This is a genomic window from Mannheimia cairinae (genome assembly GCF_028649535.1).
In the GTDB taxonomy this organism is placed as follows: domain Bacteria; phylum Pseudomonadota; class Gammaproteobacteria; order Enterobacterales; family Pasteurellaceae; genus Mannheimia; species Mannheimia cairinae.
This window is the reverse complement of record NZ_JAQSJE010000003.1, coordinates 1-25925: the sequence shown is the minus strand read 5'-3', so window position 1 is coordinate 25925 and position 25925 is coordinate 1. Positions and strand designations below refer to the sequence as shown.

The 25925-nt window shown below is 37.7% G+C and carries 16 protein-coding genes; 10 read left to right on the top strand and 6 right to left on the bottom strand.

The annotated features are described in order from the left end of the window. Positions 1–141 precede the first annotated feature (141 nt). Positions 142–1686 (bottom strand): 2-isopropylmalate synthase, encoded by a 1545-nt coding sequence (leuA, locus tag PTQ27_RS03775; protein WP_273748016.1) that lies wholly within the window; start codon positions 1684–1686, stop codon positions 142–144. Between the two features lie 533 nt (positions 1687–2219). Here leuA and PTQ27_RS03770 point away from each other — a divergent pair. Both PTQ27_RS03770 and PTQ27_RS03765 read left to right on the top strand, forming a co-directional pair. Then, positions 2220–3035: a Cof-type HAD-IIB family hydrolase gene (locus PTQ27_RS03770; RefSeq protein WP_273748017.1), complete on the top strand. Its 816-nt coding sequence runs from the start codon at positions 2220–2222 to the stop codon at positions 3033–3035. 67 nt (positions 3036–3102) lie between these two features. Further along, on the top strand, positions 3103–4266 hold the full coding sequence (locus PTQ27_RS03765) for an efflux RND transporter periplasmic adaptor subunit (RefSeq protein WP_273748018.1): 1164 nt from the start codon (positions 3103–3105) through the stop codon (positions 4264–4266). 78 nt (positions 4267–4344) lie between these two features. Here the strand turns inward: PTQ27_RS03765 and PTQ27_RS03760 are convergent, their stop codons facing one another. After that, positions 4345–5289: a bile acid:sodium symporter family protein gene (locus PTQ27_RS03760; RefSeq protein WP_273748019.1), complete on the bottom strand. Its 945-nt coding sequence runs from the start codon at positions 5287–5289 to the stop codon at positions 4345–4347. A 150-nt stretch (positions 5290–5439) separates the two neighbouring features. Here PTQ27_RS03760 and PTQ27_RS03755 point away from each other — a divergent pair, with 150 nt between their 5' ends. Next, positions 5440–6258 carry a 5'-nucleotidase, lipoprotein e(P4) family gene (locus PTQ27_RS03755; protein WP_273748020.1) on the top strand — a complete coding sequence of 273 codons (819 nt, stop codon included), beginning with the start codon at positions 5440–5442 and terminating at the stop codon, positions 6256–6258. A gap of 98 nt (positions 6259–6356) precedes the next feature. On the opposite strand, the gene PTQ27_RS03750 is transcribed toward PTQ27_RS03755, so the two are convergent. Continuing rightward, positions 6357–9320, bottom strand: a complete 2964-nt coding sequence (locus tag PTQ27_RS03750) for a TonB-dependent hemoglobin/transferrin/lactoferrin family receptor (protein ID WP_273771109.1) — start codon at positions 9318–9320, stop codon at positions 6357–6359. Positions 9321–9628: 308 nt separating this feature from the next. Here PTQ27_RS03750 and pepB point away from each other — a divergent pair, with 308 nt between their 5' ends. Together pepB and greB are read left to right on the top strand one after the other, a co-directional pair. Next, positions 9629–10909, top strand: coding sequence for an aminopeptidase PepB (pepB, locus tag PTQ27_RS03745; RefSeq protein ID WP_273748022.1), 1281 nt, complete (start codon positions 9629–9631; stop codon positions 10907–10909). 54 nt (positions 10910–10963) lie between these two features. Further along, positions 10964–11446: a transcription elongation factor GreB gene (gene greB, locus PTQ27_RS03740; protein WP_273748023.1), complete on the top strand. Its 483-nt coding sequence runs from the start codon at positions 10964–10966 to the stop codon at positions 11444–11446. A gap of 30 nt (positions 11447–11476) precedes the next feature. Here the strand turns inward: greB and recB are convergent, their stop codons facing one another. Beyond that, positions 11477–15034: an exodeoxyribonuclease V subunit beta gene (gene recB / locus PTQ27_RS03735; protein ID WP_273748024.1), complete on the bottom strand. Its 3558-nt coding sequence runs from the start codon at positions 15032–15034 to the stop codon at positions 11477–11479. 477 nt (positions 15035–15511) lie between these two features. Between recB and PTQ27_RS03730 the strand changes: the two genes are divergently transcribed. Continuing rightward, positions 15512–16681 (top strand): porin, encoded by a 1170-nt coding sequence (locus PTQ27_RS03730; protein ID WP_273748025.1) that lies wholly within the window; start codon positions 15512–15514, stop codon positions 16679–16681. 125 nt (positions 16682–16806) lie between these two features. Here the strand turns inward: PTQ27_RS03730 and PTQ27_RS03725 are convergent, their stop codons facing one another. Both PTQ27_RS03725 and PTQ27_RS03720 read right to left on the bottom strand, forming a co-directional pair. Beyond that, the gene (locus PTQ27_RS03725) at positions 16807–18198 is read right to left on the bottom strand and encodes an MATE family efflux transporter (protein WP_273748026.1); all 1392 of its coding nucleotides are present in this window, start codon (positions 18196–18198) and stop codon (positions 16807–16809) included. A gap of 184 nt (positions 18199–18382) precedes the next feature. Continuing rightward, positions 18383–19462, bottom strand: coding sequence for an extracellular solute-binding protein (locus tag PTQ27_RS03720; protein WP_273748027.1), 1080 nt, complete (start codon positions 19460–19462; stop codon positions 18383–18385). A gap of 221 nt (positions 19463–19683) precedes the next feature. On the opposite strand from PTQ27_RS03720, the gene grpE reads away from it, so the two are divergent. The 4 genes from grpE to hrpA all read left to right on the top strand — a co-directional run bounded on the left by grpE (position 19684) and on the right by hrpA (position 25287). Continuing rightward, on the top strand, positions 19684–20271 hold the full coding sequence (gene grpE / locus PTQ27_RS03715) for a nucleotide exchange factor GrpE (protein ID WP_273748028.1): 588 nt from the start codon (positions 19684–19686) through the stop codon (positions 20269–20271). Between the two features lie 98 nt (positions 20272–20369). Further along, the gene (locus PTQ27_RS03710) at positions 20370–20660 is read left to right on the top strand and encodes a CCDC90 family protein (protein WP_273748029.1); all 291 of its coding nucleotides are present in this window, start codon (positions 20370–20372) and stop codon (positions 20658–20660) included. A 57-nt stretch (positions 20661–20717) separates the two neighbouring features. Then, positions 20718–21170: a DUF441 domain-containing protein gene (locus tag PTQ27_RS03705; protein ID WP_273748030.1), complete on the top strand. Its 453-nt coding sequence runs from the start codon at positions 20718–20720 to the stop codon at positions 21168–21170. Between the two features lie 109 nt (positions 21171–21279). Then, entirely contained in the window at positions 21280–25287 is a 4008-nt protein-coding gene (gene hrpA / locus PTQ27_RS03700) for an ATP-dependent RNA helicase HrpA (RefSeq protein ID WP_434802824.1), read from the top strand. Positions 25288–25925 lie beyond the last annotated feature (638 nt).

Genomic DNA, 25925 nt, shown 5'->3' with positions numbered 1-25925 from the left:
TTCCAATAATTTGGAAAATTATTTAATCTTTTTTACTTTCTTGATAAAACCCAAAACAAAAATAAACAAGCGGTCGGATTTTAACGAAAATTTGCAAAATTTTCAAAAAATCCAACCGCTTGTCTGCATATCTAATAAAAATTATTTCTTCGCTTTTAAATCTGCCACTTTCTGCGAGCGATAAATTGCATTAATAGCGTGAATTAAAGCACGAGCTGAAGATTCAACAATATCAGTTGCTAAACCAACACCGTGGAATTTTCTATCCTCATATTCCACTACGATATCCACTTGCCCTAAAGCCTCTGCTCCTTCACCTTTTGCGGTTAAGTTATAGTGCGATATTTTAACTTCCATTCCAACAATTTGCATAATAGCGTTATAAGTTGCATCTACAGGGCCATTACCGCCTTGAGAGGTTGCACTTACACGTTTGCCATCTAATTCTACCTGCACAAATGCCGATGCTGGCAAACCACTAATCAGCTGAGATGTGATCACATCTAATTTTAAGCGGTCTTCATCGCCTTGTTGCATATCAATAAAAGCAAGTGCTTCTAAGTCATAATCAAACACCTGGCCTTTTTTATCTGCAAGCTGTAAGAAAGCTTCATATAATTTATCTAAATCATAATCGCTTTCGGTATAACCCATATCTGCCATATGTCCTTTTACGGCGGCACGGCCAGAGCGAGCCGTTAAATTCAACTTTTCTTTCTTAAGCCCGATCGTTTCCGGCGACATAATTTCATAAGTATTTTTATTTTTAAGCATTCCATCTTGGTGAATACCAGAAGAGTGAGCAAACGCATTGCTCCCCACAATCGCTTTATTCGGCTGAATCGGCATATTACAAAGCTGGCTGACCATTTGGCTGACACGATGAATTTCTTGGGTATTAATGCGAGTATCTACCCCTAAAAATTCCTGACGTGTCTTAATTGCCATCACCACTTCTTCTAAAGCGGTATTTCCTGCTCGCTCACCAATGCCGTTAATAGTACATTCAATTTGTCTTGCCCCGTTTTGCACCGCCGTTAATGAATTTGCTGTCGCCATTCCTAAATCGTTGTGGCAATGCACGGAAACAATGGCTTTATCAATATTCGGTACTCGGTTCATCACTTGATGAATAATATTGCCATATTCATTTGGTAAGCAGAACCCAACCGTATCTGGAATATTCACAGTTGTCGCCCCAGCGTTAATGGCTGCTTCAACAATTCGGCAAATATTATCAATACCGGTACGCCCTGCATCTTCACAAGAGAATTCCACATCATCTGTATAGTTTCTTGCACGTTTCACTGCCGCAACTGCCATTTCCACGACATCATCAAATGAGCGTTTTAATTTCGCTTCAACGTGTAATGCAGAACTTGCAATAAAGGTATGAATTCGGAAAGCTTCCGCCACTTTTAATGCTTCATAAGCGGCATCAATATCTTTTGCCACCGCACGAGAAAGTGCAGCAACACGGCTATTTTTAATATGGCGAGCGATAGTTTGCACCGACTCAAAATCGCCCGATGAAGAAACAGGAAACCCCACTTCCATCACATCAACCCCTAAACGTTCTAGTGCTAATGCAATTTGTAATTTTTCTTTTACGGTTAAGCTTGCTTTTAATGATTGTTCGCCATCACGTAAGGTCGTATCAAAGATAATGATGTTATTATTGCTCATAGGGAATCCTTAATTAATTTATTGAATATAATTTCTCTTTTAATAAAATAAAAAAAGCCCGCATTTTTAAGTGCGGGCAAGAATGTGGATAGTTTATTTACTTTTTCCAAGCAATCTTTATCCTCGCACAAAATGCGATAACAGAGATAATCGGAGTAAGGTAAATTTTTCCATATTGTGTTGTGTGTTTATGTTTGCATTATTATTCAGTAAGTGAGATGTATATTAGCTTTATCTAAGGCAATGTCAATAGCATTTTTCTCTTTACGCAAACGTTACCATACCATTTTCAACAACTCTTACCAGATTATTATTTCTAAAAGAGTTAAATTGTCAGTTAAAAACACTAAATTAAACTACAACCCCAAAACAATGAGTTAGCTTTAACTATAAACTTAATATTTTAGCTTCAAACAAATATTTTTTTATTTTGTGAAAAAATATTTTAAAACTTCGTAAAAAACTATTTTCTTTGAAGTTTTAAGCTAAATTTGATAGCCTTTTACTTTATTTTAAATTTTAAGGATAATGCTATGAGCCTACCATTTCGTGCAATTATTTCTGATCTCGATGGCACACTTCTTAATGCAAATCATAAAATTGGCAATTTTACTATAGACACACTTGAAAAATTATCTCAGAAAGGGGTTGATATCTTTTTTGCAACTGGCCGCAATTACCCTGATGTTTCTCATATTATCGGTAAAGTTAATGCTAAAAACACAATGCTTGTCACTTCAAATGGTGCAAGAGCTAATGACTTAACGGGTAAAAAATTAGTAAATCATTATCTGCCTGAAGATCTCGCCGTTGAATTAATGAATATAAAATACGATCCTCAAAATATCTGCTTAAATAGTTATCAAGGAGATGAATGGTTTATCAATAAAGAGATTGAAGAACTGAAAAAATATCATCAAGATTCTGGTTTTAGCTATCAAGTGGTTGATTTTGCCCATCATCACGGCAGACAAACTGAAAAAGTCTTTTTTATTGGTAAAACTGCAGAGGCTCTTGTTCCGATTGAAAAATATATTCAAGTTACCTATGGTGACCAAGTACAAATGACTTACTCTGCCCTTCTCTGCCTTGAGGTTATGGCAAAAGGTGTGTGTAAAGCAAATTCTCTAGCGGAATTAGTGAAATTAAGAGGTTATACTTTGCAAGATTGTATCGCCTTTGGTGATGGTATGAATGACGTTGAAATGCTTTCTCGAACAGGAAAAGGCTGTCTGATGAAAAACGCAGATCCTCGCTTAAAAGCAATATTGCCAAATAATGAAGTGATTGGACACCATAAATATGAAGCCGTAGCAAGCTATATCCGAGCAACATTTGGCATTATTTAAGCAACTTTTTTGCAAAAAGTTGGTCAATTATGACCACTTATAATATCAATAAATTAAAAGAGATAAAATGAAACTAAAAAAATTAGCTACTTTAACGATTATTATTGCAATCAGTGTCGGTGGATATATCTATTACAATCAGAAAAATACAACTACACAAATTCACTATATTACTGAACCAGTTACTCGTGCAGCTATTGATAAAAGCGTATTAGCAACAGGCTCTGTGCGAGCAAATAAACGAACAGAAGTTGGTGCTCAGGTTTCTGGTAAAATACAAAAACTCTATGTTGAACTTGGGCAAACCGTTAAACAAGGCGATTTAATTGCCGACATTGACTCAAGCAACCAAAGCAATAGCCTAAGCACTGCAGAAGCACAACTTTCCTCTTATCAAGCACAACTAAAATCTGCCCAAGTTGCACTTGAAGTTGCTCAATCAAACTATAATCGTTTAAACAGATTGTATAAAGCAAATAGCACCTCATTAAATGAGCTTGAGAGTGCCAAAAACACATTGGCCTCTGCCAAAGCTAGTGTAGATAACATTAAAGCACAAATTAAATCGGCAGAAATCTCGGTAAATGATGCTAGAACCAACTTAACTTACACTCAAATTGTTTCGCCAATGGACGGCGTAATTGTGTCAGTGCCTGTTTCTGTAGGGCAAACTGTAAATTCAAACCAAGTTTCTCCCACGATTGTACAAGTTGCCGATTTATCTAAAATGTTGATTAAACTTGAAATCTCTGAAGGCGATATTGCACAAGTAAAAGTTGGGCAAAATGTTAGCTTTAGCACACTTGCAGAGCCTGAACGAACCTATAATGCAATTATTGATTCGGTTGATCCTGCCCTTACCACCCTAACTGATAATAGTTATACAGAGAAATCGGGCAATACTGAGGCTGTTTACTACTACGCTAATGTATCTATTGACAATACAGACAATAGTTTAAGAATTGGAATGACAACTCAAGCACAAATTACTATTGATAAACGAGAGAATGTATTAGTAGTACCAACTACAGTCATTAAAAAACGTGGCAAAGAAAACTACGTTCTCGTATTAGAAAATGGAAAATCCGTTGAAAAACCAATTCAACTGGGGCTAGCAGACAGTATCAATACAGAAGTGTTATCTGGTTTAAATGAAGGGGATAACATCATTGTTACTCAACGAGCAGCCGGCGAACAAATCAGTATCACTCGAGGCCCAAGAATGTTTTAAGTCATCACTCAAACAACAAGCGGTCTAATTTGTAAATTTTTTTGCAAATTAAACCGCTTGTTTATTTATATAGTACTCTTATTTTTCGCTATCATTTTTCATTTTTGAAAAAATCATTGCTAAAATCGGGCCTGAAATGTTGTGCCAGAAACTAAATACCGCACTTGGAACTGCAATGACTGGGTTTGCTTTAAAGTGTAATGCGGCAAGAGCAGCCCCTAAACCAGAGTTCTGCATTCCTACTTCAATCGCTACCGCTTTGCTATCTGCAACAGGCAATTTTAAGAAACGTCCTGCAAAATAGCCAATTAAATAGCCTAAACCGTTATGTAATGCCACCACTGCAAAAATTAATAAACCAGATTCAATAATACGATCACGGCTGACAGAAACTACGGCAGTAACAATTAACACAATCGCAATAACTGAAATTAATGGCATGGTTTGGCTAAATTGTTCAATTTTTTGCTTAAAGATAGTACGAATCACAACCCCAACAAAAATAGGTAATAGCACCATTTTCAAAACTGAAATAAACATAGCCATTGCATTAATTTCTAACCATTGGCTTGCAAAAAGATAGAAAACTGCAGGTGTTAAGATTGGAGCTAATAAAGTTGAAATTGTGGTACAAGCCACTGATAGAGCCGTATTACCACGAGCCAAATAAGTCATCACGTTTGAAGATGTTCCACCAGGACAACAACCAACCAAAATTACCCCAATCGCCAAATCAGGCGGAAGATTAAATAATTTAGCTAAACCATAAGCGATACTTGGCATCACAATAAATTGTGCTACTACACCAATTAATACCGATTTAGGATTTTTAGTTACCTCAGCGAAATCTTTAAAGGTTAAGGTAAGCCCCATTCCTAGCATAACAATTCCTAATAAATAAGGAATCCAAGGAACAAAAACTTTAAAGGTTTCAGGAAATTGAGCTGCAATATAAGCAAAAACCACCACCCAAACAGCGAATGTCTTGCTAACAAATTGCGTTAATTTTAATAATGCTTGCATATAGCCTCTTGTATAGTTGTTATAAAAAGGTTAATAGACTATCTTAGTTTATTTTAAAAGTGAATAGCTAAACGAAAATAAGTAGCATTTGATACTTATTTAGAGGTATAATCTTCAGTCCATTATCAACAATAAAACTAAGGATATTTTATGAAAATGTTTAAACTTCCTGCTTTAACTGCTGTTGCAATGTTAGCTCTAACCGCTTGTACTCACAATCATAATAAAGATGAACATCATCAAATGATATTACAAGAACAAGCTACTTTAGGTATTAACTGGATGCAACAATCAGGTGAATATCAAGCCCTTGCCCATCAAGCATTTAATACTGCAAAAGTAGCATTCGACCAAGCTAAAGTGAAAAAAGGTAAGAAAAAAGCCGTTGTTGTTGATTTAGATGAAACAATGGTAGATAACAGTCCTTACGCTGGCTGGCAAGTAAAAAACCACAAACCATTTGACGGCGAAAGTTGGACACGCTGGGTAGATGCCCGCCAAACAGGAGCTATTGCCGGTGCTGTAGAATTTAATAATTATGTCAATAGCAACAAAGGTACCGTGTTCTATGTTTCAAATCGTAAAGACAGTGTTGAAAAAGCGGGTACTATTGATGATATGAAAAAATTAGGCTTCACTGGTGTTAGTGAAGAAACACTATACTTAAGAAAAGATAAATCAAACAAAACACCACGCTTTGAAGAAATTGAAAAGCAAGGCTATGAAATCGTACTTTATATTGGTGACAACCTAAACGATTTTGGCGATGCAACTTACCGTAAATCAAATGCGGAACGTCGTGCGTTTGTGGCAGAAAACAGCAAATTATTCGGCACAAAATTCATCGTATTACCAAACCCTAACTACGGCGACTGGGAAGGTGGTTTAGATAAAAACTACTACAAAGGCAATGCAGAAAGCCGTGTAAAAATCCGTCACGATGCCCTTAAAGCGTGGGACGGAAAATAACTAAGCTTAGGTCAATGTGCAAAATTTTTATCAAAAATAACCGCTTGTAAACAAAATAGACCTCCAATTCTAGAGGTCTATTTTATTGATAAGATAAATTAGAAAGTTATTTCCGCATTTAACTTATAATTTCTACCCGGTGAATAGAAGCGGTTTATTCCTTCTCCCGTCGTTTTATTAATCATATTGCTCGTACCAAATGAACGAATTGAACGCGCTGAATCCCACGTCATATATTTACGATTAGTTAAGTTATAAACCCCAAACTGTAATGTTAGATTTTTAATCGGTTTTATATAAGTAGTAAAATCTACCACTGTATAACTATCACTACGCCATTTCAGATAAGGTGTGGCATCTGCATTTCCACCGTTTAATTCCTCTTCATAGAACATATTGTTGGTATCTTCTGCTTTTTTACTGCTTACATGACTAATATATAAATCAAACCCAAATTTCTGACTTGGTGCGTCATACCCAAGATTAAACACAGACGTCATCGGTTGAATGGCATTCATAGGAATACCTTCACCGGTACGACCTTTTTGGCGTGTAAGTTTATAGCCAATATTCAGCCCTTGTAATCGGGAATAAAGATACCCTACATTTAAATTTGTATTTATTTCAAAGCCCTGAACTTGTGCTATTTCTCTATTAATACTCTTATAAAGAGGATATTTCCGACTTGAAACAGTTGCTCCTGGTTTCCCGGTTAACGCTCCTAAATCTTTATTACCGACAAATGCAAAATCAATAAAATCTTTATAATCCGTACGGAAAACGCCTCCTGTTATAAAACCTAACTCACCATGCAGAGTAACAGCCAACTCTTTCGTTTTGGCTGTTTCCGGCGATAAATCGACATTTGGTAATACGGTAATATCCGGATGCTGGAAAGTAAAATACATTTCATCAGTTGTCGGCATTCTAAAACCTTTAGCATATTTTGCCTGTAGTCTTATGTTGTCCGTTGCATCAAAAGTACCTGCTAAAGAATAAGATTTTTCACTAAATTTCTTTGGTTTGGAAAAATATGCAATATTTTCAGCCGGATTATTGGCGACAGCGGCATCATATGCTGCTTTCCGTTCTCTATAAGCCTGCAAATCTTGATTATATTTTGGATCAGAGAAACCGTTATAGGCATCATCCCACCATTTTGGCTCATTTCCTACATTATTTGCCGGTAATGGAATAAACAGACCTTTTACCATATCATCCGGAATTTTTGCAGTTTGCCCAGCAACATAGTTAGGTTGATATTTAGTTGAATTATAGCGAAATCCCAAATCTAGACTGAAACGATCGTGTAACTGAATATTATCGGTTAAATAGAGCGATTTATCCTTTGTTTTAACCGGAATCAGAAATGAGTAAGTATCTACAGTTGGACAAACTAGTGATGATCTATCATTTTTTCTTGCTTGCCAACTAGTGTCTTTCCTTGCATTTTCACACGAAGTATATGGTACATTATTAGCATCGACACCTAAAAAAGTATTAGCCCACCAAACAGGATTAATACCGTTGTAGCCTGTACGGTTAACCATCGATTTTTCTGTTTCACTATACGAGAATCCATAAGTAAAATTGTTTTCTTTACTCAAAATTACCGCACTTTTCGTTAAGTCCAAATTTAATTGCTTAGTCTTAGTATTTAAATCTCTATCGGTATAAAGATTTTCTGAGTAACCTGAAGATCTAGGAATAACGATATAATCGGAATACCCAAAAGAAGATGATGTCGCATAACGTTTTCCTGTTCTAGGATCAATATATTGCTCATCTAAGTTAAGTTCTTTATTCGTAACTTGAGTTCCAGATCCCCATCCACTTTTACTCCAAGTTGAAACTGGAGCATTACAATCAAAAATAGAGCAATCAAACCAAAATTCCCGTGCTCGGGCATCAATGCCATCTGAGGTAACAACATTACCATTAGAATCAACTAAAGCAGCAGTATGCTCATTCCATCCTCCCTTATCGACTTCTCTAACCTCAACTTTTGGTGTGTTGCCTTCTCTATCTACAATTTTCCCATCTTTTAATTGTAATCCATACGGATTTTTATACTGTTCGCATTTTTCATTGCCGTCGCAATAATCATCGGTACGGGCTTTAGTGGTAATTTTTTGATTGGAGAATGAAATTTTTGCAGTATCCCAAAATAGATTTGATGCGGTATTTTCATAGCTTATTGAAAAGAATTTGCGAGTTGTCGCATCATTGGTATGACGCAAATCATCTTCAGCAAGATTTATATAATCTTGCGGTTTAAGATTGTAAGAAAAATCGTGGCCACGGCTGGTGCGTTCACTTTTATCACTGGTAATTGTAAAGCGATGATTTTCATTTGGTGACACAGAGAATTTGGCAAGCAAACTGTTTGCTTCGATTTTATAAGGATCTGCTTTTTCTCTCTCTTTTCCTTGTTTAAAAGCGTTATAGCCTGTATAACCATAATTTTCTGTTTCGTGTCCATTTCGCCCAGTTACAACAACTAAAGCATCAAACCATTTATAACGACCTGCTGCAGTCACGCTATTTAAACGTTGCTTATCCGCTGTGGAATAACCTGTTCTATAGCCCAAATACCAATCTTTTTCAATTAAAAAATCACGAGCATCTTTAGTCTCAAATGCAACTGCGCCACCTAAAGCCCCGTTCCCAGAAGCCACTGAATCGGCTCCTTTACGAATGACCGCTTCTTTTAGTGTTTCAATTTCCACACTATTACGGGTATTATTAAAATTACCATAACCTTCAAATAGTTCTTTAAACCCTTGATTAGCAAGGGTTTCAGCTTGACGAAGCCCATCAATATTAATTGCTACACGGTTTTCATCTACACCTCGAATAGCATAACCGCTCGCCCCAAAGCGTCCGGCTTCAACTACTGTAACGCCTGTTTCGTAGCGCACTAGGTCTCGACTATCTTGTACTTGTTGTTTTTTTAATTCTGTCGCTGTTTTTCTGGTTTCACCCATTTTGTCATTAGTTATACTAATTACATTAATCGTATCTAATTCTTCAACTTCTTCAGCAAAAGAATTCCCATTCATTATTAATGCAACCAGTATTGCCATAGCTAATGTTGGTTGATTATGAGCAATTTTAAATCGCTTGAATTTACCATTAATTTCCATAGATTTTCTCCACAATAAAATAGGACGCTATTCTAATCTATTTTCATTAAAATACAAATAAAAACAATTCTCATTTATAAAAGTTGTAAATCTCATCATTTTAAAATCTCCCGATTTCATCGGCATATTGATACTAATCAAAATAACAAGCGGTCTTTTTTCTATCTCGTTTTGCAAATTTTTGCTAGGATAAGCAAACTATTTTCTCGTGAAGGAAGAATAAAATGACTGCAATGAATATTACTCTTAGCCAACAACCTGCCCCTGCTACTTGGGGAGAAAACGCAATTCTTTCAGCAAGCGATTCCGGCTTTATTATTCACAACACCAAAAACAGCCTAAATATCATTCAAAAAGCTGCCCGTAAAATTAAAAGCCAAGGTATTTTGAATGTCGCATTAACAGGCGAGAATTGGCAATTAGAAGAATGTTGGGCATTTCATCAAGGCTTTCATTCGGTGCGTAACCAAGGCTTAGTTAGCTACCCGAATTTAGGGCAACCGCAAACCGAATTTGATAATCGCTTAAAATGTTCAAGCTTTGTGCGAGATCTTATAAATGAACCCTCTGACAGCTTAACTCCCGAAAAACTTGCCGAAAAAGCGGCGGAATTTATTAGCAGCCAAGCTAAACAAGGCGAAGTTTCTTATGAAATTATCCGTGGCGAAGAGTTAAAAGCCCAAGGCTACAATGGGATTTGGACGGTGGGTAAAGGCTCAATCAACGCCCCTGCTTTATTAAAATTAGATTTCAACCCGACAAATGATCCAAATGCTACTGTGTTAGCCTGTTTAGTCGGTAAAGGCATTACCTTTGATACTGGTGGTTATAGCATTAAACCAAGTGACGGAATGAGTACAATGCGTACCGATATGGGCGGAGCAGCATTATTAAGCGGTGCATTAGCCTTTGCGATTACCCGAGGCTTGAAACAGCGTGTAAAACTTTACCTCTGCTGTGCCGAAAATATGGTTAGCCACAATGCGTTCAAACTTGGCGATATTATCACTTATCGCAATGAAGTAACAGTTGAAGTATTAAACACCGATGCTGAAGGTCGCCTTGTGTTGGCAGACGGCTTAATTGACGCAAGCGAGCAAAAAGCACAATTTATTATTGATGCAGCTACTCTTACAGGAGCAGCCAAAGTCGCCGTAGGGAACGATTACCACTCAGTGCTTTCAATGGACGATGAATTAACCGTACAACTGTTAAACGCAGCCAAAGCAGAAAACGAACCATTCTGGCGATTACCGTTTGAAGAGTTCCACCGTGGGCAAATTTCCTCTTCTTTTGCTGATATTGCCAATATTGGTTCTGTACCGGTGGGGGCGGGGGCAAGTACCGCAACAGCGTTTTTATCTTACTTTGTGAAAGATTATGCACAAAATTGGTTGCACATTGATGCCTCTGCCACATTCCGCAAAACGGCAAGCGATTTGTGGTCAGCAGGTGCAACGGGCATTGGTATGAAAACTATCGCCAATTTATTACTTTCTAAATAAATTTAACGCTTTTGGGGCTGGCATAAGACTAGCCCCAAGAAATAAGGAAAAACTGTGGCTAAATCAAACTACATCACTCGAGCGGGGTGGCAAGCCTTAGACAAAGAGCTGAAATTTTTATGGAAAGAAGAACGCCCGATGGTAACACAAGCGGTTTCTGATGCCGCAGCCCTTGGCGATAGAAGTGAAAATGCCGAATATATTTACGGCAAACGTCGCCTGCGTGAAATTGACCGCCGTGTGCGTTTTTTATCAAAGCGGTTAGAAGTATTACAAATTGTCGATTACCACCCAAAACAAGAGGGAAAAGTCTTTTTCGGTGCTTGGGTGGAATTAGAAAATGAAGAGGGCGAAGCCAAACAATACCGCATTGTCGGTTGCGATGAATTCGACCCAGCCAAAAACTGGATTTCCATAGATTCCCCTGTTGCCCGAGCCTTAATCGGCAAGCAAGTTGATGATGAAATTCGGGTCGAAACACCTGTTGGAAAAGTTTTACTCTATATCAATAAAATTTGGTATGAAACGGAGAATTAAAAAATGCCCTCTTAAACCAGAGGGCCATTTTTATCCAAACAAGGTATCCATTTCTTCAATTAAGATTTTACTTGGTTTATCAAAATAAACGCCGTTATCGGTTGTGCCGTCCATTGCTCGTAAAAAGAGATAAGCCACACCGCCAAAATCACGTTCGTAATCGTAATTTTCGCCTAGACGAGATTTGAGATAACGATGTACGGCAAGGGTGTAGAGCAAATATTGTAAATCGTAACGCTGTCTGCCCATTTCTCGTTTGAGGTTTTCCGCCATGTAATTTTGTGGCAAGAAACCTAAAAAATTCGATTTATAATCAATCAAATAAAACTTGCCGTTCATTTGCACAATGCAATCGACAAAACCTCGTACAAAACCTTCTAATTGCGGTAGTTGCAACTCCGGTAAATGCTTGGCTAAAGTCGTATGCTGTTTTAAAAGCTGATTAAGCTTGATTAAGGCTTTTTCATTTTTTAGGCGTAAATAAAACTGCCATTCATTTAAGCATTGCTTTTCATTAACCTCTTTTAGTTTAAAATTTGCTTCTGCTAAAGGTGTTTCAAGAATACGTTCAAACCACGCTTGAGTGGGTTCAATCCATTCCTCATTTAATTCCAACTGTTCACAAACTTTAGTAACGGCTTCTTGCTCAATCGGCTTACCAAATTGGCAATGCTCAAAAAAGCTATGCAAAATCGTCCCTACTTTTATGCCGTGTGGGAATTGGAAAGGCGAAAAAGGCTCTGTCGCATCATTTGCCAAATAATCCGTTTCAATCACTTCAAGATCAATATCTCGATCTTGAGCAAAATCGGTTACTAAATTGATCTTTCCTTCGCTAAAACGTTCGTGTTGAGCATAAAGGGAGCTAAAGCTGGTAATTTGCCCGACCACCCGAATATTACCTGTGAAAGTTTTAGCTTGGTATGATTCTTCTGTTTCATCATTTTGCCAACGGCTTTCTGGTAAATCTTTCTCCACCGCAACAAGATCAGCCTCAATCCCTTTTGTAGCTAGCTTTTCAGCCACATTGATTTTTTCATTTTCTGTATTGCCGTTTGTCAGTAAATAATGCAATGGACTAAAACCTGAAATTTCGGTTGGTAACACTAAATTAAGTTGCGATTCCGCACGGGTTAGTGCGACATAAAATAAACGTAGATCTTCCGCATACTCTTCATTTTGGAGCGTATTTTTAACCTCATCATCAGCTGTGCCGATATACCAATTTAGCTTGCCTGCTTGGTTACGATACACACCAAATTCCTTCGGTTTCCCAACTTCACTTTTTTGTGAGGCAAAAGGCAACCACACAATCGGATACTGCAATCCTTTTGAACCGTGAATAGTAATAATTTTAATCAGTTCTTCTTCACTTTCTAAGCGTAACTTTTGTTCATCATTCGCCTCAGGGGAGCTAAGCTGTCGCTCAAACCAATGAACAAGCTCGGCTTCAGATTCAAAATCTTGCGATTTTTCTTGCAAAATCTCCGTTAAATGCAATAAATCAGTAATCAATCGGTCTGCATTTACCATTCCTTTTAATCGTTGGATTATGCCTTGCTCTAAGTAAATTTTATGCAACATTGGCAATATTCCGTGGGTTTTCCAGATGGCACTATATTCTACAAACTGATTAACCTTAGTCTCCCATAGCATTTCATTTTCTTTATAACGATAAATTTCAGCTGCTGTCATCCCCCAAAAGGTTGAACCTAATGCCGATAACAAAGCTTGATAATGATAAGGGTTCTGTGCAGCTTGCAATAACCAACATAGCTCTGATGCAATCTCAGAACTAAATACCACCTCTGATTCGGCTAAATAAACCGATTTAATACTACGTTTAGCTAAGGCTCTTTTTATGCGAGTTGCTTGCGAACCTTTTCGCACTAAAATCGCAATATCTTTGGCAGCAAAAGGTTTAAATTCGCCATTTTTTTCTATGCCAAACTGCCCGGCTTTCATCGCATTTAGCTGCTGATGAATTTGGTAGGCACAAATTTCTGCCATATCATCTAATTTTGTTTTCTCAGCCGTATGGCAAACAAAATGCCCTTGATGGCTAATTAACTTCCCTTTATTCTCATCTGCGGTAACTGGGTGGAAATCAATGCCTTGGTAAATAAAAGGCGATTTTTCTGAATTTGCAAAATTAAATAAATTATTGACCGCTTGTACCACTTCGGGCAAAGAACGCCAGTTTTTCGCCAGCGTAAATTGGGCATTTGTTTGCTGAGCAGCTTTTAAATAGGTAAAAATGTCCGCCCCACGGAATTTATAGATAGACTGTTTCGGGTCTCCAATCATAATAAAACCCTTATTCGCCTGCTCTACCATAAAGATTTGGCTGAAAATTTCGTATTGCGTTAAGTCAGTATCTTGGAACTCATCAATCATCGCAAAAGGGTAAACTGAACGAATTTTTTCCGCTAACACCTTACCTGTTGCAGGTTGTTTTAAGGCTTGATTAAGCATTATCAATAAATCATCAAAACTACGTTCAGGGTGGGATTGCTTATATGCCACCAGTTTTTCTTTTACCCCGATTAAAAATTGATACAACAAAATTGGCTTTAAGCTATTTTCAAAATTTTCTTGGTAAGCGGTTAAAAATGCTTGGTTTTTTGCAAAATGTGGCGATTCTAATATTTCTGCTCCCTCCTCTGCCTTTTCTGCAATCATTTCTTGACAGAAACGTGAAAATAGCTCAACTGGTAAAACATCATTTTTACTTTCTACCCATATGTCTAAATTGGCCACCCAACCATTAATAAATCGTTCTTGATATGAACGGCGACTTAAAGATTTTTTCTGCCCTTTTTTATAAGTTTTATTTAACTCAACCAAAAGAATCTCAATTATTTCCGCTTTATTGCTTAACCAGTAAGTCTTTATCTCTTTAATTAAGTTCTGATATTGTGTTAAATGCTCCACAAAATCCTTACCTAAAAACGCACTTGGCTCTGGCAATGCTATCGGCAAATAATCTCTAATTGCCGCCAAAGCATTAGCTGGAGTAGATAATTGACTAGAAATCGCATAAGTTGCATTTACACCTTGCGGATAAAACTGCTCTCGCCATACTTCTTCGCTTAGCCTTTTCAACAACTCACTTTGGTTTGGTTGCAAATCTAAATCGAACCGCACGCCCGATTCAAAAGCAAACTGCACTAACATTTTTTGGCAAAATCCGTGAATAGTAAATACGCTTGCGGTATCGACTTCTCTTTCTGCAATACTTAAACGCAGTAAGGCTTCATCTAGCGGTAAAATTTGCTGATAAAGCTCACTTAAGAACTCTTCATTCCCCCGATAACTCGCATTTTCTTGAAGAGTGTTATTTCGATTATCCAAAATAAAAGCTCGGCAAGCCTGAATATTTTGCCGAATTCTATCTTTTAACTCTTCGGTTGCTGCTTTGGTAAAGGTTACTACCAAAATTTGCTCAACAGTTAAAGGCTCACAACCTACCCCTAACAATAAACGCAAATAAAGGTTAGCAATGGTAAAGGTTTTCCCCGTACCTGCTGAGGCTTCAATTAAAACAGATTGATTTAATGGGAGTTTGATAGGGTTTAGGTTTTGCATAATCAGAAATTTATGAAAATAGAATAAAAAGATTTTATCGACAAAAGCATAAAATAACCAGCCTTTCACATTCAAGAAAATTTATTATGCAATTTAATAAATTTTCTAGCTTCTAAATAATGAACGCTAATCAATAAAATATGAAGAGATTTTCCTTATTTTTCTGTCGCCTTACGGTTTAATTTGTGATCAATATCACAAATCTGAATAATTTTTTGAATTTTTTCTTGCTTTATAAATACATAAAAAACCAAAAACAAAAAATAATATATAAATCAAATGGTTACAAAAATTCAATGAAATTTCACTCCAAAAGAATTATCAAAAATGTGATCTATGCACCATTTTTTAGCTATTAAAATTTTCGCAAGAACAACATAACTCATTGATTTACAAGCATTTTAAAAAAGTTCAAAAAAATTCATAAAATTTGGCGAAAAAATTTTATTTATGTAAATTCCGCCACAAGAAACATCGATGTTAAAACCAATTTTTCTAACGTTGTCGGGTAACCGACTTGTTAAAAACTCTAACCTAAAGGAAGACAATTATGAAAAAACACTTCTTGCATTATCAATCGCAGCAATGGCTGCTAGTGGGGCAAACGCTACTGTTGTTTATCAACAAGACGGAACAAAAATCGATGTCGATGGTCGTGTTGCATTAGAGGTTAATAAAGCTAAAGATAAACGTACTGACGTTATTGATAGAGGTTCTCGCGTTCGTGTTCGTGCATTCCAAGAAATTGGTGGTGGTTATGAAGCTGTAGCGGCAACAGAATTACGTTTTTCTGATGCAAATAGCTTAGGTGGTAATGTTCGTGCACACCGTTTATTCGGTGGTGTTCAACACAAAGATATTGGTTCTTTAACCTTTGGTCGTCAATTAGTATTAGGTGATCATATTCCTAAAGCAAACTACACTTGGGAAATGGGTGGAAACGTGTTCTTAGATGCACACACTAAAGCATTCCACTTTATGTCTGCAAAATTTAATGGTGTTCGTGTAGCCGCAGACTATTATGTTGGCCACTCAGATAAAACAAGAGTAGATACAGGTAACGGTTTTCAATTTGGTCTATTCTATGATGGTGAATTAGGCGATGCTAAAGTACGCTTTGGTTCAGGTTATGGTGAATTAACTGCAGCTAAAGCAGGCGCAGAAACTAGAACATGTAATGCAACGGTAGCAACACTAGAGGGTAATACAGTATGCCTCCAAGAAACTGTTACTGTAGGAAAAGAAGAAGAATTTAAACGTAAATTTGCGGGTGTAGGTTTTGATGTAAACTATGGTATTGTTACCGCAGGTCTTGACTGGGCTTATGCTAAATCTCCAAAAGGTCAAGCATTCAATACATTCCAAACATTCGGTGTGAAAAAATTTGAAAAAATCAACCGCTTTGATGCAGGCTTAAAAGTAGCCGTAACGCCACAAAATAATATCTATGGTGGTGTATTATTTGGTACAGCACAAAATGATGGTGAAGCAAAAGCGAAAAACTTGGGCTGGAAACTAGGTGTTGATCACAAATTCAACAAATATGTTGCCGTGTACCTTGAAGGCGGTAAAGCGAGAACCAAACAATCTGGTAAAACTATTGAAGACAATAGCAGAATCGGTTTAGGTACTCGTATCACATTCTAATAAAAACAATTCACCTTAGTTTTTTTAGCCACTCGCAAGAGTGGCTTTTTTCTGTAAAAAAATCGTAAGAGTGATTATAAATAAACATTTACAACTCAAATTAGTCATAAAATTAACTTAAAAACTTATTTGATTCTCTCCAATTTAGCAATTAGCTGCTCTGCTGGTATAGCCTGAATTTTCCGCATTTGCCATAATAATAAACCACTTGCCAAACTTAACCCAATACAAAAAACAAGCCAAAAACCTTGTGCCGACATTGGTTTTACAAGCCAATCTGTTCTGGCTAAAACATAACCGAGTGGAATACTCACTACCCAATAACAAAACATAGTGACATATAAAATTGGTTTCGTGTGTTTATAACCACGTAGAATTCCATTTACCACCGCTTGCACTGCATCGGGAATTTGATATACCGCCGCAAAAAGCAATAAATTAGCTGCAATAGAAATCGAAATTGGATCACTAGTAAAAGCGTGTGGAATAATTTGGTTTAACAAAATGATAATTACTGCGGCAAGAATAGCGAGTAAAGTTGCCGTTATCAAAGCGTGATAGCTCAACACTTTCGCTCCTTCCACATTTTTTTGCCCAAGTGTTTGCCCAATTACAATCGTGGTTGCAATTCCAAAAGACATTGGAATCATAAAAAATAGCGAACTGGTTTGTAAGGCTGCTTGGTGGCTTGCAACCACTTGCGAACCGAGTGGCGATAAAAAAAGTGCAGAAGTTGAAAACAGCATCACTTCAGTAAAAGTCGCAAAGGCAATCGGCAAGCCTAATTTGCAAAGTTTTAGTAAAATCTGACCGCTTGGTGCTTCAAACCATTTTTCAAAAAGTTTAATATCTCGTTGCGATGGGTGGGTATAGCAATAATGCAACATCATTAAAAACATTACCCAGTTCACGATCGCCGTTGCTACACCACAGCCAACCGCTCCCATTTCTGGCAAGCCTAATTTGCCAAAAATGAAAATATAGTTTAACGGAATATTAATTAGCAAGCCAAAGAAGGTAATTTGCATTGCAGGTTTTGGATTTGATAAACCATCATTCATACAGCGTAGGTTAATACCTAATAGTGCAGGAATCAGCCCGATTGCCATTATTGCCAAATATTGTTGCGATTTAATCGAAAACTCCGCAGGTGTTTCCATTAAATCTAAAATCAGATGACTATTTAAGAAAATAGCAATCAGTGGTACAGACATAGCAAGCACAATCCATACTCCCTGCCTTACTTGACTTGCAATTAAATGGCGATTGCCTGAACCATTTAAATAAGAAACCGTCGGCGTAATTGCATTGAGTAAGCCTAGCACAAATAAGAAAAGCGGAAAGTAAATCGAATTACTTACCGCAATTGCTGAAACATCAGCATCACTCACCAATCCTGCCATCACAATATCCGCTAACCCCATTCCCGATGCAGAAAGCTGGGAAATAAAAATAGGTAGCGATAGCTTAAATAGTCTTTTGGCATTATCTGGATATTCTTGCCATCTTAAATTCATATCAACCTCTTTAATTTGGGCTTTATTATACGTTAGAAAGCGGTCATTTTTGGGGAAAAGTTTGCAATTTTAATCAATATAAAAATTTTAGCGCCCTCTCCTCTCTTTAGAAAAGAAAGAATGGGAGAAAATTTAACAAAAAAACCTCCGAGATAATTCGGAGGCTTTTTAAACTAATCAGCAATTATTTTGCTGCTTTTAACTCTTGATAGTATTTTTCATAAAGTTCGATTGCATCACCAACATCATCTTGCCATTGTGCGGCTTGTAATACTTCAGCAGTTGGGTAGATTGCTGGGTCTTCTGTAATCTCTTTTGGTAATACTTTTAAAGCTTCCATATTAGATGTTGGGTAACCAATCTCTAATGTTAATTTCTCAGCTACTTTTGCACTTAATAAGTAGTTAATTAACTTATGTGCATTTTCTTTGTTTTTAGCATTTGCTGGAATTGCTAAAGTATCAACCCAAAGTACTGGACCTTCTTTCGGGAATACCATATTCACAGGTGCATTTTCTTTCTTAGCAATACGCACAGAACCATTCCATAATTGACCAACTGAAACCTCACCAGAAATAAATGAGTTTGCAGGGTTATCAGAACTAAATGAAAGTACGTTTGGACGTAATTTTCTTAATTCTTCGTAAGCAGCTTCAATTTCTGCAGGATCTGTTGTATTTGGATTTTTACCTAATTTTAATAACGCAATATTGAATACTTCACGTGCATCATCTAATAATTGTACACGGTTTGCATATTCTGGTTTCCATAAATCAGCCCAAGAAGTAAATTCACTACCTTGATAGTCTGAAGTGTTAAATGCAATACCTGGTGCACCTAATAATTGAGGTAATGAATATTTGTTACCTTCATCATAAGGTTTGTTTAACCAGTCTTGGTTTAATTCTTGAATAACAGGAAGTTGAGCGTGATCTAATTCTGCTAACATTCCTTCTTTTGCCATTTTAGATACAAAGTAGTTTGAAGGAGCGATAACATCATAACCGCCATCTTTACCTTGTAACTTTAATTTTGCATACATTGTTTCGTTAGATTCAAGACTTGAAACTTCTACTCTAATTCCAGTTTCTTTTGTAAATTCATCTAACAAGCCATCAGGTACATATTCTGTCCAAGTATAAAGATGAACAGTTTGGTTTGCTGCGCCCGTTGTCGCATTATTGTCAGTTGCTTTCTCGTCATTACACGCTGTTAATGCAACTGTTGCTAAACCTGCTGCAAATAAACCTGCTAATTTTTTCATTTATGTTTTCTCCGTTAAAAGAAAGTGAGTAAAAAATATAGCCTTGCCTAAGGGCATAAAAGACGGGGGCATTTTAAGCTACCCCCTATATTTTGCAAGCCTTTTCTTATTAAAACTGCAATTTTTTGCCAAATTTTTTATCCAAACCTTGAAATCCACCCATTTATCGTTATATTAAAGAAGATTTATCATTTCATAATTTGGTATTTAGAGGATTAAAAATGACCACTCAAAACGAAAATATTCAAACGGAAGAAATTATCGCTGAAAATGAAGAAATTCAACAAGATGTTGTTACCGAAGAAGTAGAACAATTAATCAATCCGTTAGAAGAAGCTAACGCTAAAATTGCAGAATTAGAAGCCTATATTTTAGATGCTGACAAGCGTGAACAAGATATTCAATTACGTGCTCAGGCAGAAATCCAAAATATTCGCCGTCGTGCTGAGCAAGATGTCGAAAAAGCACATAAATTTGCCTTAGAAAAATTCTCTAAAGAGTTATTAAATGTGGTAGATAATCTAGAGCGTGGTTTAGATGCGTTAGATAAGGCCGTAACCGATGAAACCACCCAAGCTCTTGTTGATGGTGTGGAAATGACACATAAAGAATTTATTAATACGCTAGCAAAATTTGGTGTAGTGGCTATGGGTGAAGTAGGCGAAGCATTTAACCCTGAACTGCACGAAGCGATTTCAATGCAACCGGCTGAAGGGATTGAATCTAATCATATCAGCACTGTTTTACAAAAAGGCTACACCTTACAAGGCAGAGTTATCCGCCCTGCAATGGTAATGGTTGCGGCTTAATATTTAATTTTTCGATATACATCACAAAATTAGCCCAAATCCCTTTTTGTTATTGTGCTAAATTTAATTTTATTATTCAGTAACAAAAGGATACAAGAATGGATACGATGATGAGCCTACGATTTGATAAACTTCGTTTTGTAAAACGCTTACAAGAAGCTAATCAAACACCTGAAATAGCCGAAGCATTTGCTGATGCTCTTGATGAAGCATTAGAACAAAGCCAATCTGCGTTAGCGACAAAGCAGGATCTAAAAGAATTAAAGGCAGAAATTAGAAATGAAATTTCTAATCTTGAGGTTCGTTTAACATCATCTATGTATAAGATGGCTGGCTTTATTTTAGCTGGTGTCGGTGTGCTAATGGGATTGATGAAATTCATCAACTAATCTAACTTTTCAACTTCCCTTACCTCACAAGGTAAGGGATTTTACATTTTGAAACTTATGACATTACAACTTAATTCTGTTGCGTTATTGTTAGTAGTACTCATTATTTTAGGCTTAATCAGCCAAAACAGTGCTGTAACTATTTCCGCTGCGGTACTGTTAATTATGCAACAAACACTGCTTTCTAAATACCTTCCTTTTATTGATCAATATGGTTTAAAAATCGGTATTATTATTCTTACTATCGGTGTACTCGCACCACTAGTATCAGGGCGAATTCTATTGCCTGAACTCGCACAAATTTTAAATTGGAAGATGATGTTAGCGATTGTTTCAGGTGTATTAGTCGCCTGGCTTGGCGGGCGAGGTGTGAGTTTAATGAGCGGGCAACCCATTTTAGTGACGGGCTTGCTAATAGGCACTATTATCGGTGTTGCATTATTCGGTGGTGTGCCTGTCGGCCCGCTTATTGCAGCAGGGATTATTTCGCTGGTAATCGGGAAAGCTTAAAAACTTCTTTAACGATGGCGCAAGCGTCCACGCTTGTGCCAATTAGTTTGTTAGCACAAGCGTGGACGCTTGCGCTATCAGTTATTATTCATTTTACTGATAACAACCAATGACCAAAATTTCGCAAAATTCAGACAAAAAACGACCGCTTGCACACAAACCAATGCCATATTCAGAAGAACAAAAGGCATTACTTTCTCAGCTTAAAGCAGTAACTAACACCGACTATCGCCGTTTACGCAACCGTATTAACGGTATGGCTAATATTAAAAGTGAGCCTGCTCGCCTTGCGGTAAAAGCAGAAATTGAAGCCGATATTTTATCGGCTCAAGCTCGTTTTTCTGCACGTAAAACAACGCAAGAAAGCCTAAAAATCAGCTATCCTGATTTACCTGTTTCCGCTCGCCGTGAAGAAATCTTAAAGCTGATTGCGGAAAACCAGGTAGTGGTTATTGCCGGGGAAACCGGCTCGGGTAAAACCACTCAACTGCCTAAAATGTGTTTAGAACTCGGACGTGGCGTAAAAGGCTTAATTGGGCATACTCAGCCTCGCCGAATTGCAGCTCGCTCGGTAGCAAACCGTATTGCGGAAGAATTACAATGCGAAATCGGCTCAACGGTGGGTTATAAAGTCCGTTTTAACGATCAAATTAACGACAACACCCTAGTCAAACTGATGACAGACGGGATCTTGCTTGCCGAAATTCAAAATGATCGCTATCTCAATCAATACGACACCTTAATTATTGACGAGGCTCACGAACGCTCGCTCAACAATGATTTTATCTTAGGCTACTTAAAGCAGATTTTAGATAAACGCCCTGATCTTAAAGTAATCATTACCTCGGCAACCATTGATGTTGAGCGTTTTTCTAAGCATTTTAATAATGCCCCTATTATTGAAGTTTCTGGTCGTACTTTCCCTGTGGAAGTGCGTTATCGCCCAATTATTGAAGAAGAGGATCAAGACCAACTGCAAGGCATTTTAAATGCGGTGGACGAGCTACAAGCCGAAGGCAGAGGCGATATTCTGATTTTTATGAACGGCGAACGTGAAATTCGAGATACCGCCGAGGCATTAAATAAGCGAGAACTTCGTTTTACTGAAATTCTGCCCCTTTATGCTCGCCTTTCCGCAGAAGAACAGCAACGCATTTTTAAACCTAGCGGACTAAATCGTGTGATTTTAGCCACCAACGTTGCTGAAACCTCGCTCACTATTCCGAATATTAAATATGTGATTGATACGGGGACGGCTCGTATTTCTCGTTATAGCTACCGCACCAAAGTGCAACGCTTACCGATTGAGCCGATCTCTCAAGCCTCAGCCAATCAGCGGAAAGGACGTTGCGGACGTATTTCGGAAGGGATTTGTATCCGCTTGTATTCAGAGGAGGATTTTAACAACCGCCCTCAATTTACCGATCCTGAAATTTTACGCACTAATCTTGCTTCCGTGATTTTGCAGATGAGCTCGCTCGGCTTATCCGACATTGCCTCTTTTCCCTTTGTCGATAGCCCCGATATTCGCCAAGTGCAAGACGGGATTCGCTTGTTGGAAGAGCTGCAAGCGATTAGATTTCATAATAAAGATGGTGCAAGCGTCCACGCTTGTACCACGAAAAAGACAAGCACGAGCGAGGACGCTCGCGCTAGCAAAAATGGCTGGAGATTAACCCCAATCGGCAAACAACTTGCCCAACTGCCTATCGACCCTCGTTTGGGCAGAATGGTAATTGAAGGGGCAAAAAATGGCAGTTTGCACGAAGTGATGATGATTGTTTCGGCTCTTTCAATTCAAGACCCACGTGAGCGTCCGCAAGAAAAACAGCAATCGGCAGACGATAAACACCGCCGTTTTGCTGATAAAGATTCCGACTTCTTAGCTTTTGTGAATTTATGGCGTTTTATTCAGCAACAACAAAAAGAGCTGAGCAAAAATCAGTTCCGCAAACTGTGCCAGAAAGATTACCTCAACTATTTGCGGGTGCGTGAATGGCAGGATATTTATCATCAACTCCGCCTTGCCGTGCGAGAAATGGGCTTGCCGATTAACACCCTTGAGGCGAATTATCAGCAAATTCACACCGCTTTACTCACGGGCTTGCTTTCCCATATCGGCTTAAAAGATAATGAAAAAATGCACTACTTAGGGGCAAGAAACGCACAGTTTTTTGTGTTCCCAAGCTCTGCTCTTTTCAAAAAACAGCCGAAATGGATTATCGCCTCTGAATTGGTGGAAACCACAAAATTGTGGGCAAGAACAGTGGCAAAAATTGAGCCAGAATGGATTGAGCCGCTTGCCGTGCATTTAATTAAAAGCAGTTACAGCGAACCCCATTGGTCAAAATCTAAAGGGACGGTAATGGCTTATGAAAAAGTCTCGCTTTACGGCTTGCCGATTGTGGTAAACCGCCCTGTTAATTATGGCTCAATCGACCCTTCCACCAGCCGTGAGATTTTTATCCGCTCAGCAATGGTGGAAGGCGATTGGCATAATAATTACAAATTTTTCAAAGAAAATAACCGCTTGATCAAAGAAGTGGAAGATCTAGAACATAAATCTCGCCGCCGTGATATTTTGGTAGATGAACAAGTGTTGTTTGACTTTTACGATCAGCGTGTTGGTACGGAGGTAGTTTCCAGTAAGCATTTCGACACTTGGTGGAAAAAAGCAAGCAAGCAAGATCCTGAATTGCTTAACTTTGAAAAGTCGTTTTTGATCAATGAAGAGGCGAATAAAGTCAGTGAATTAGATTTCCCGAATTTCTGGCATCAAGGGCAACTCAAGCTCAAATTAAGCTATCAGTTTGAAATTGGGCAAGATCACGACGGTGTTACGGTGCATATTCCGCTCCCCTTGTTAAATCAAGTTGAGCCAGAAGGTTTTGACTGGCAAATCCCGGGCTTACGTCAAGAGTTAGTGGTCTCACTGATCAAATCATTACCTAAAGCGACTCGTCGCAGTTTTGTGCCGGCACCAAACTATGCCGAGGCTTTTTTAGCTAAAGCAGAGCCTTTTGCCAAACCGCTTTTGGAAAGTTTAACTTACGAACTTCGCCGAATGACAGGAGTAGCAGTTCCGCCAGAATTATGGGATCTCTCCCAACTGCCTACTCATTTGCGAATGACTTTCCGTGTGATTGATGAAAAAGGTAAAAAAATTGCTGAAAGCGAAAACCTTGATGAGCTGAAATTTGCCTTAAAAGATCAGGTGCAAGAAACACTTTCTAACATTGCCGATGACGGCATTGAGCAAAGCGGGATTCATGTTTGGAGCTTTGCAGATTTACCTCAATTCTATGAGCAGAAAAAACGCCATTTCAGCGTAAAAGCCTACCCTGCGATTGTGGATGAAAAAGAATCGGTTGGTATTAAACTGTTTGAAACCGAATTTGAGCAAGCCCGAGCAATGCAGGCAGGGTTACGTCGTTTACTGCTATTAAACGTACCTTCGCCAATTAAATATTTACACGAAAAACTGCCGAATAAAGCGAAATTAGGACTATATTTCGCCCCGTTCGGTAAGGTGTTAGATTTAATTGATGACTGCATTGCATGTGCGGTAGATAAATTAGTGGAAGAATTTGGTGGCTTTGTGTGGAATGAAGAAAAATTCCACGCCTTACACGAATTTGTACGAGCAAACCTTAACGACACAACCGCCGAAATAGCTCTGCAAGTGGAAAAATGCCTCACCCTCGCCTTTGAAATCAATAAACGAATGAAAGGAAAAATGGATTTCACAATGGCATTTGCATTGTCGGATATTAAAGCCCAAATAGAAGGCTTGATTTACCCTGAATTTGTAACCCAAACTGGGCATCAACGCTTGGCGGATTTATACCGCTATTTAAGTGCAATTGACAAACGCTTAGATAAATTAGGCATAGACACCAACACCGACCGAGCCAAAATGCTACGGGTAGAGCAAGTTCAAAACACCTATAAACAACTGTTAGCGAAATTACCAAAATCGAAAGCAATTCCTGATGAAATTATTGAAATTCGCTATATGATTGAGGAATTACGAGTGAGCCTCTTTGCTCAGCAAATTGGTACTAAATACCCGATTTCAGATAAACGTATTTTAAATTTGATTGCTGACGTAAAATAATCTGATAATAAGACAAGCGGTTAAATTTGGCGAAACTTTTGCAAATTGCAAGAAATTCAGGAAATTTAACCGCTTGTTTTTAATTAGTAGAGAGGTAATTTAACTATGATATTTTTTGCACATACAAGGTAATCCCCTCAACCCGTTGTACTTGCACCGATGGTGCGAGTGTCCCACTTGTGCCAAAAGCAAATAATCAATTTACTCCCCAAATTTGCATTTTGGGATAGTGAACATTTTTGATGTCTGCTATGGCTTTATTTTAACTCTTTTAGCAAATAAAATCTTTTATAAACATTATCTTATGTTCATCAGTTAGTCACTGATACGAGGCTAATTTTGCTTTCATTTGTCTAAAAAATGATTCCACCAAGTTGGTTGTATGAGCAATGTTTAACTCGGGATACACTTGATAGGCAAATAAATAGCTTATGCTACGTTTTAAACTCCAATAAGTACTCCGTAATTTGCTGATTCTTTAAGTGACTATATGGGAAAAGTATATTGACTCACAAAGCAATTTTTGTATTTATAAGTAGTGCTAATTTTAGTAAAATTTGTTTGACATTTATTTTCAAAGGAACATCATAATGACAGCACAGCACAGCACAGCACATCACAGCACAGCACAGCACAGC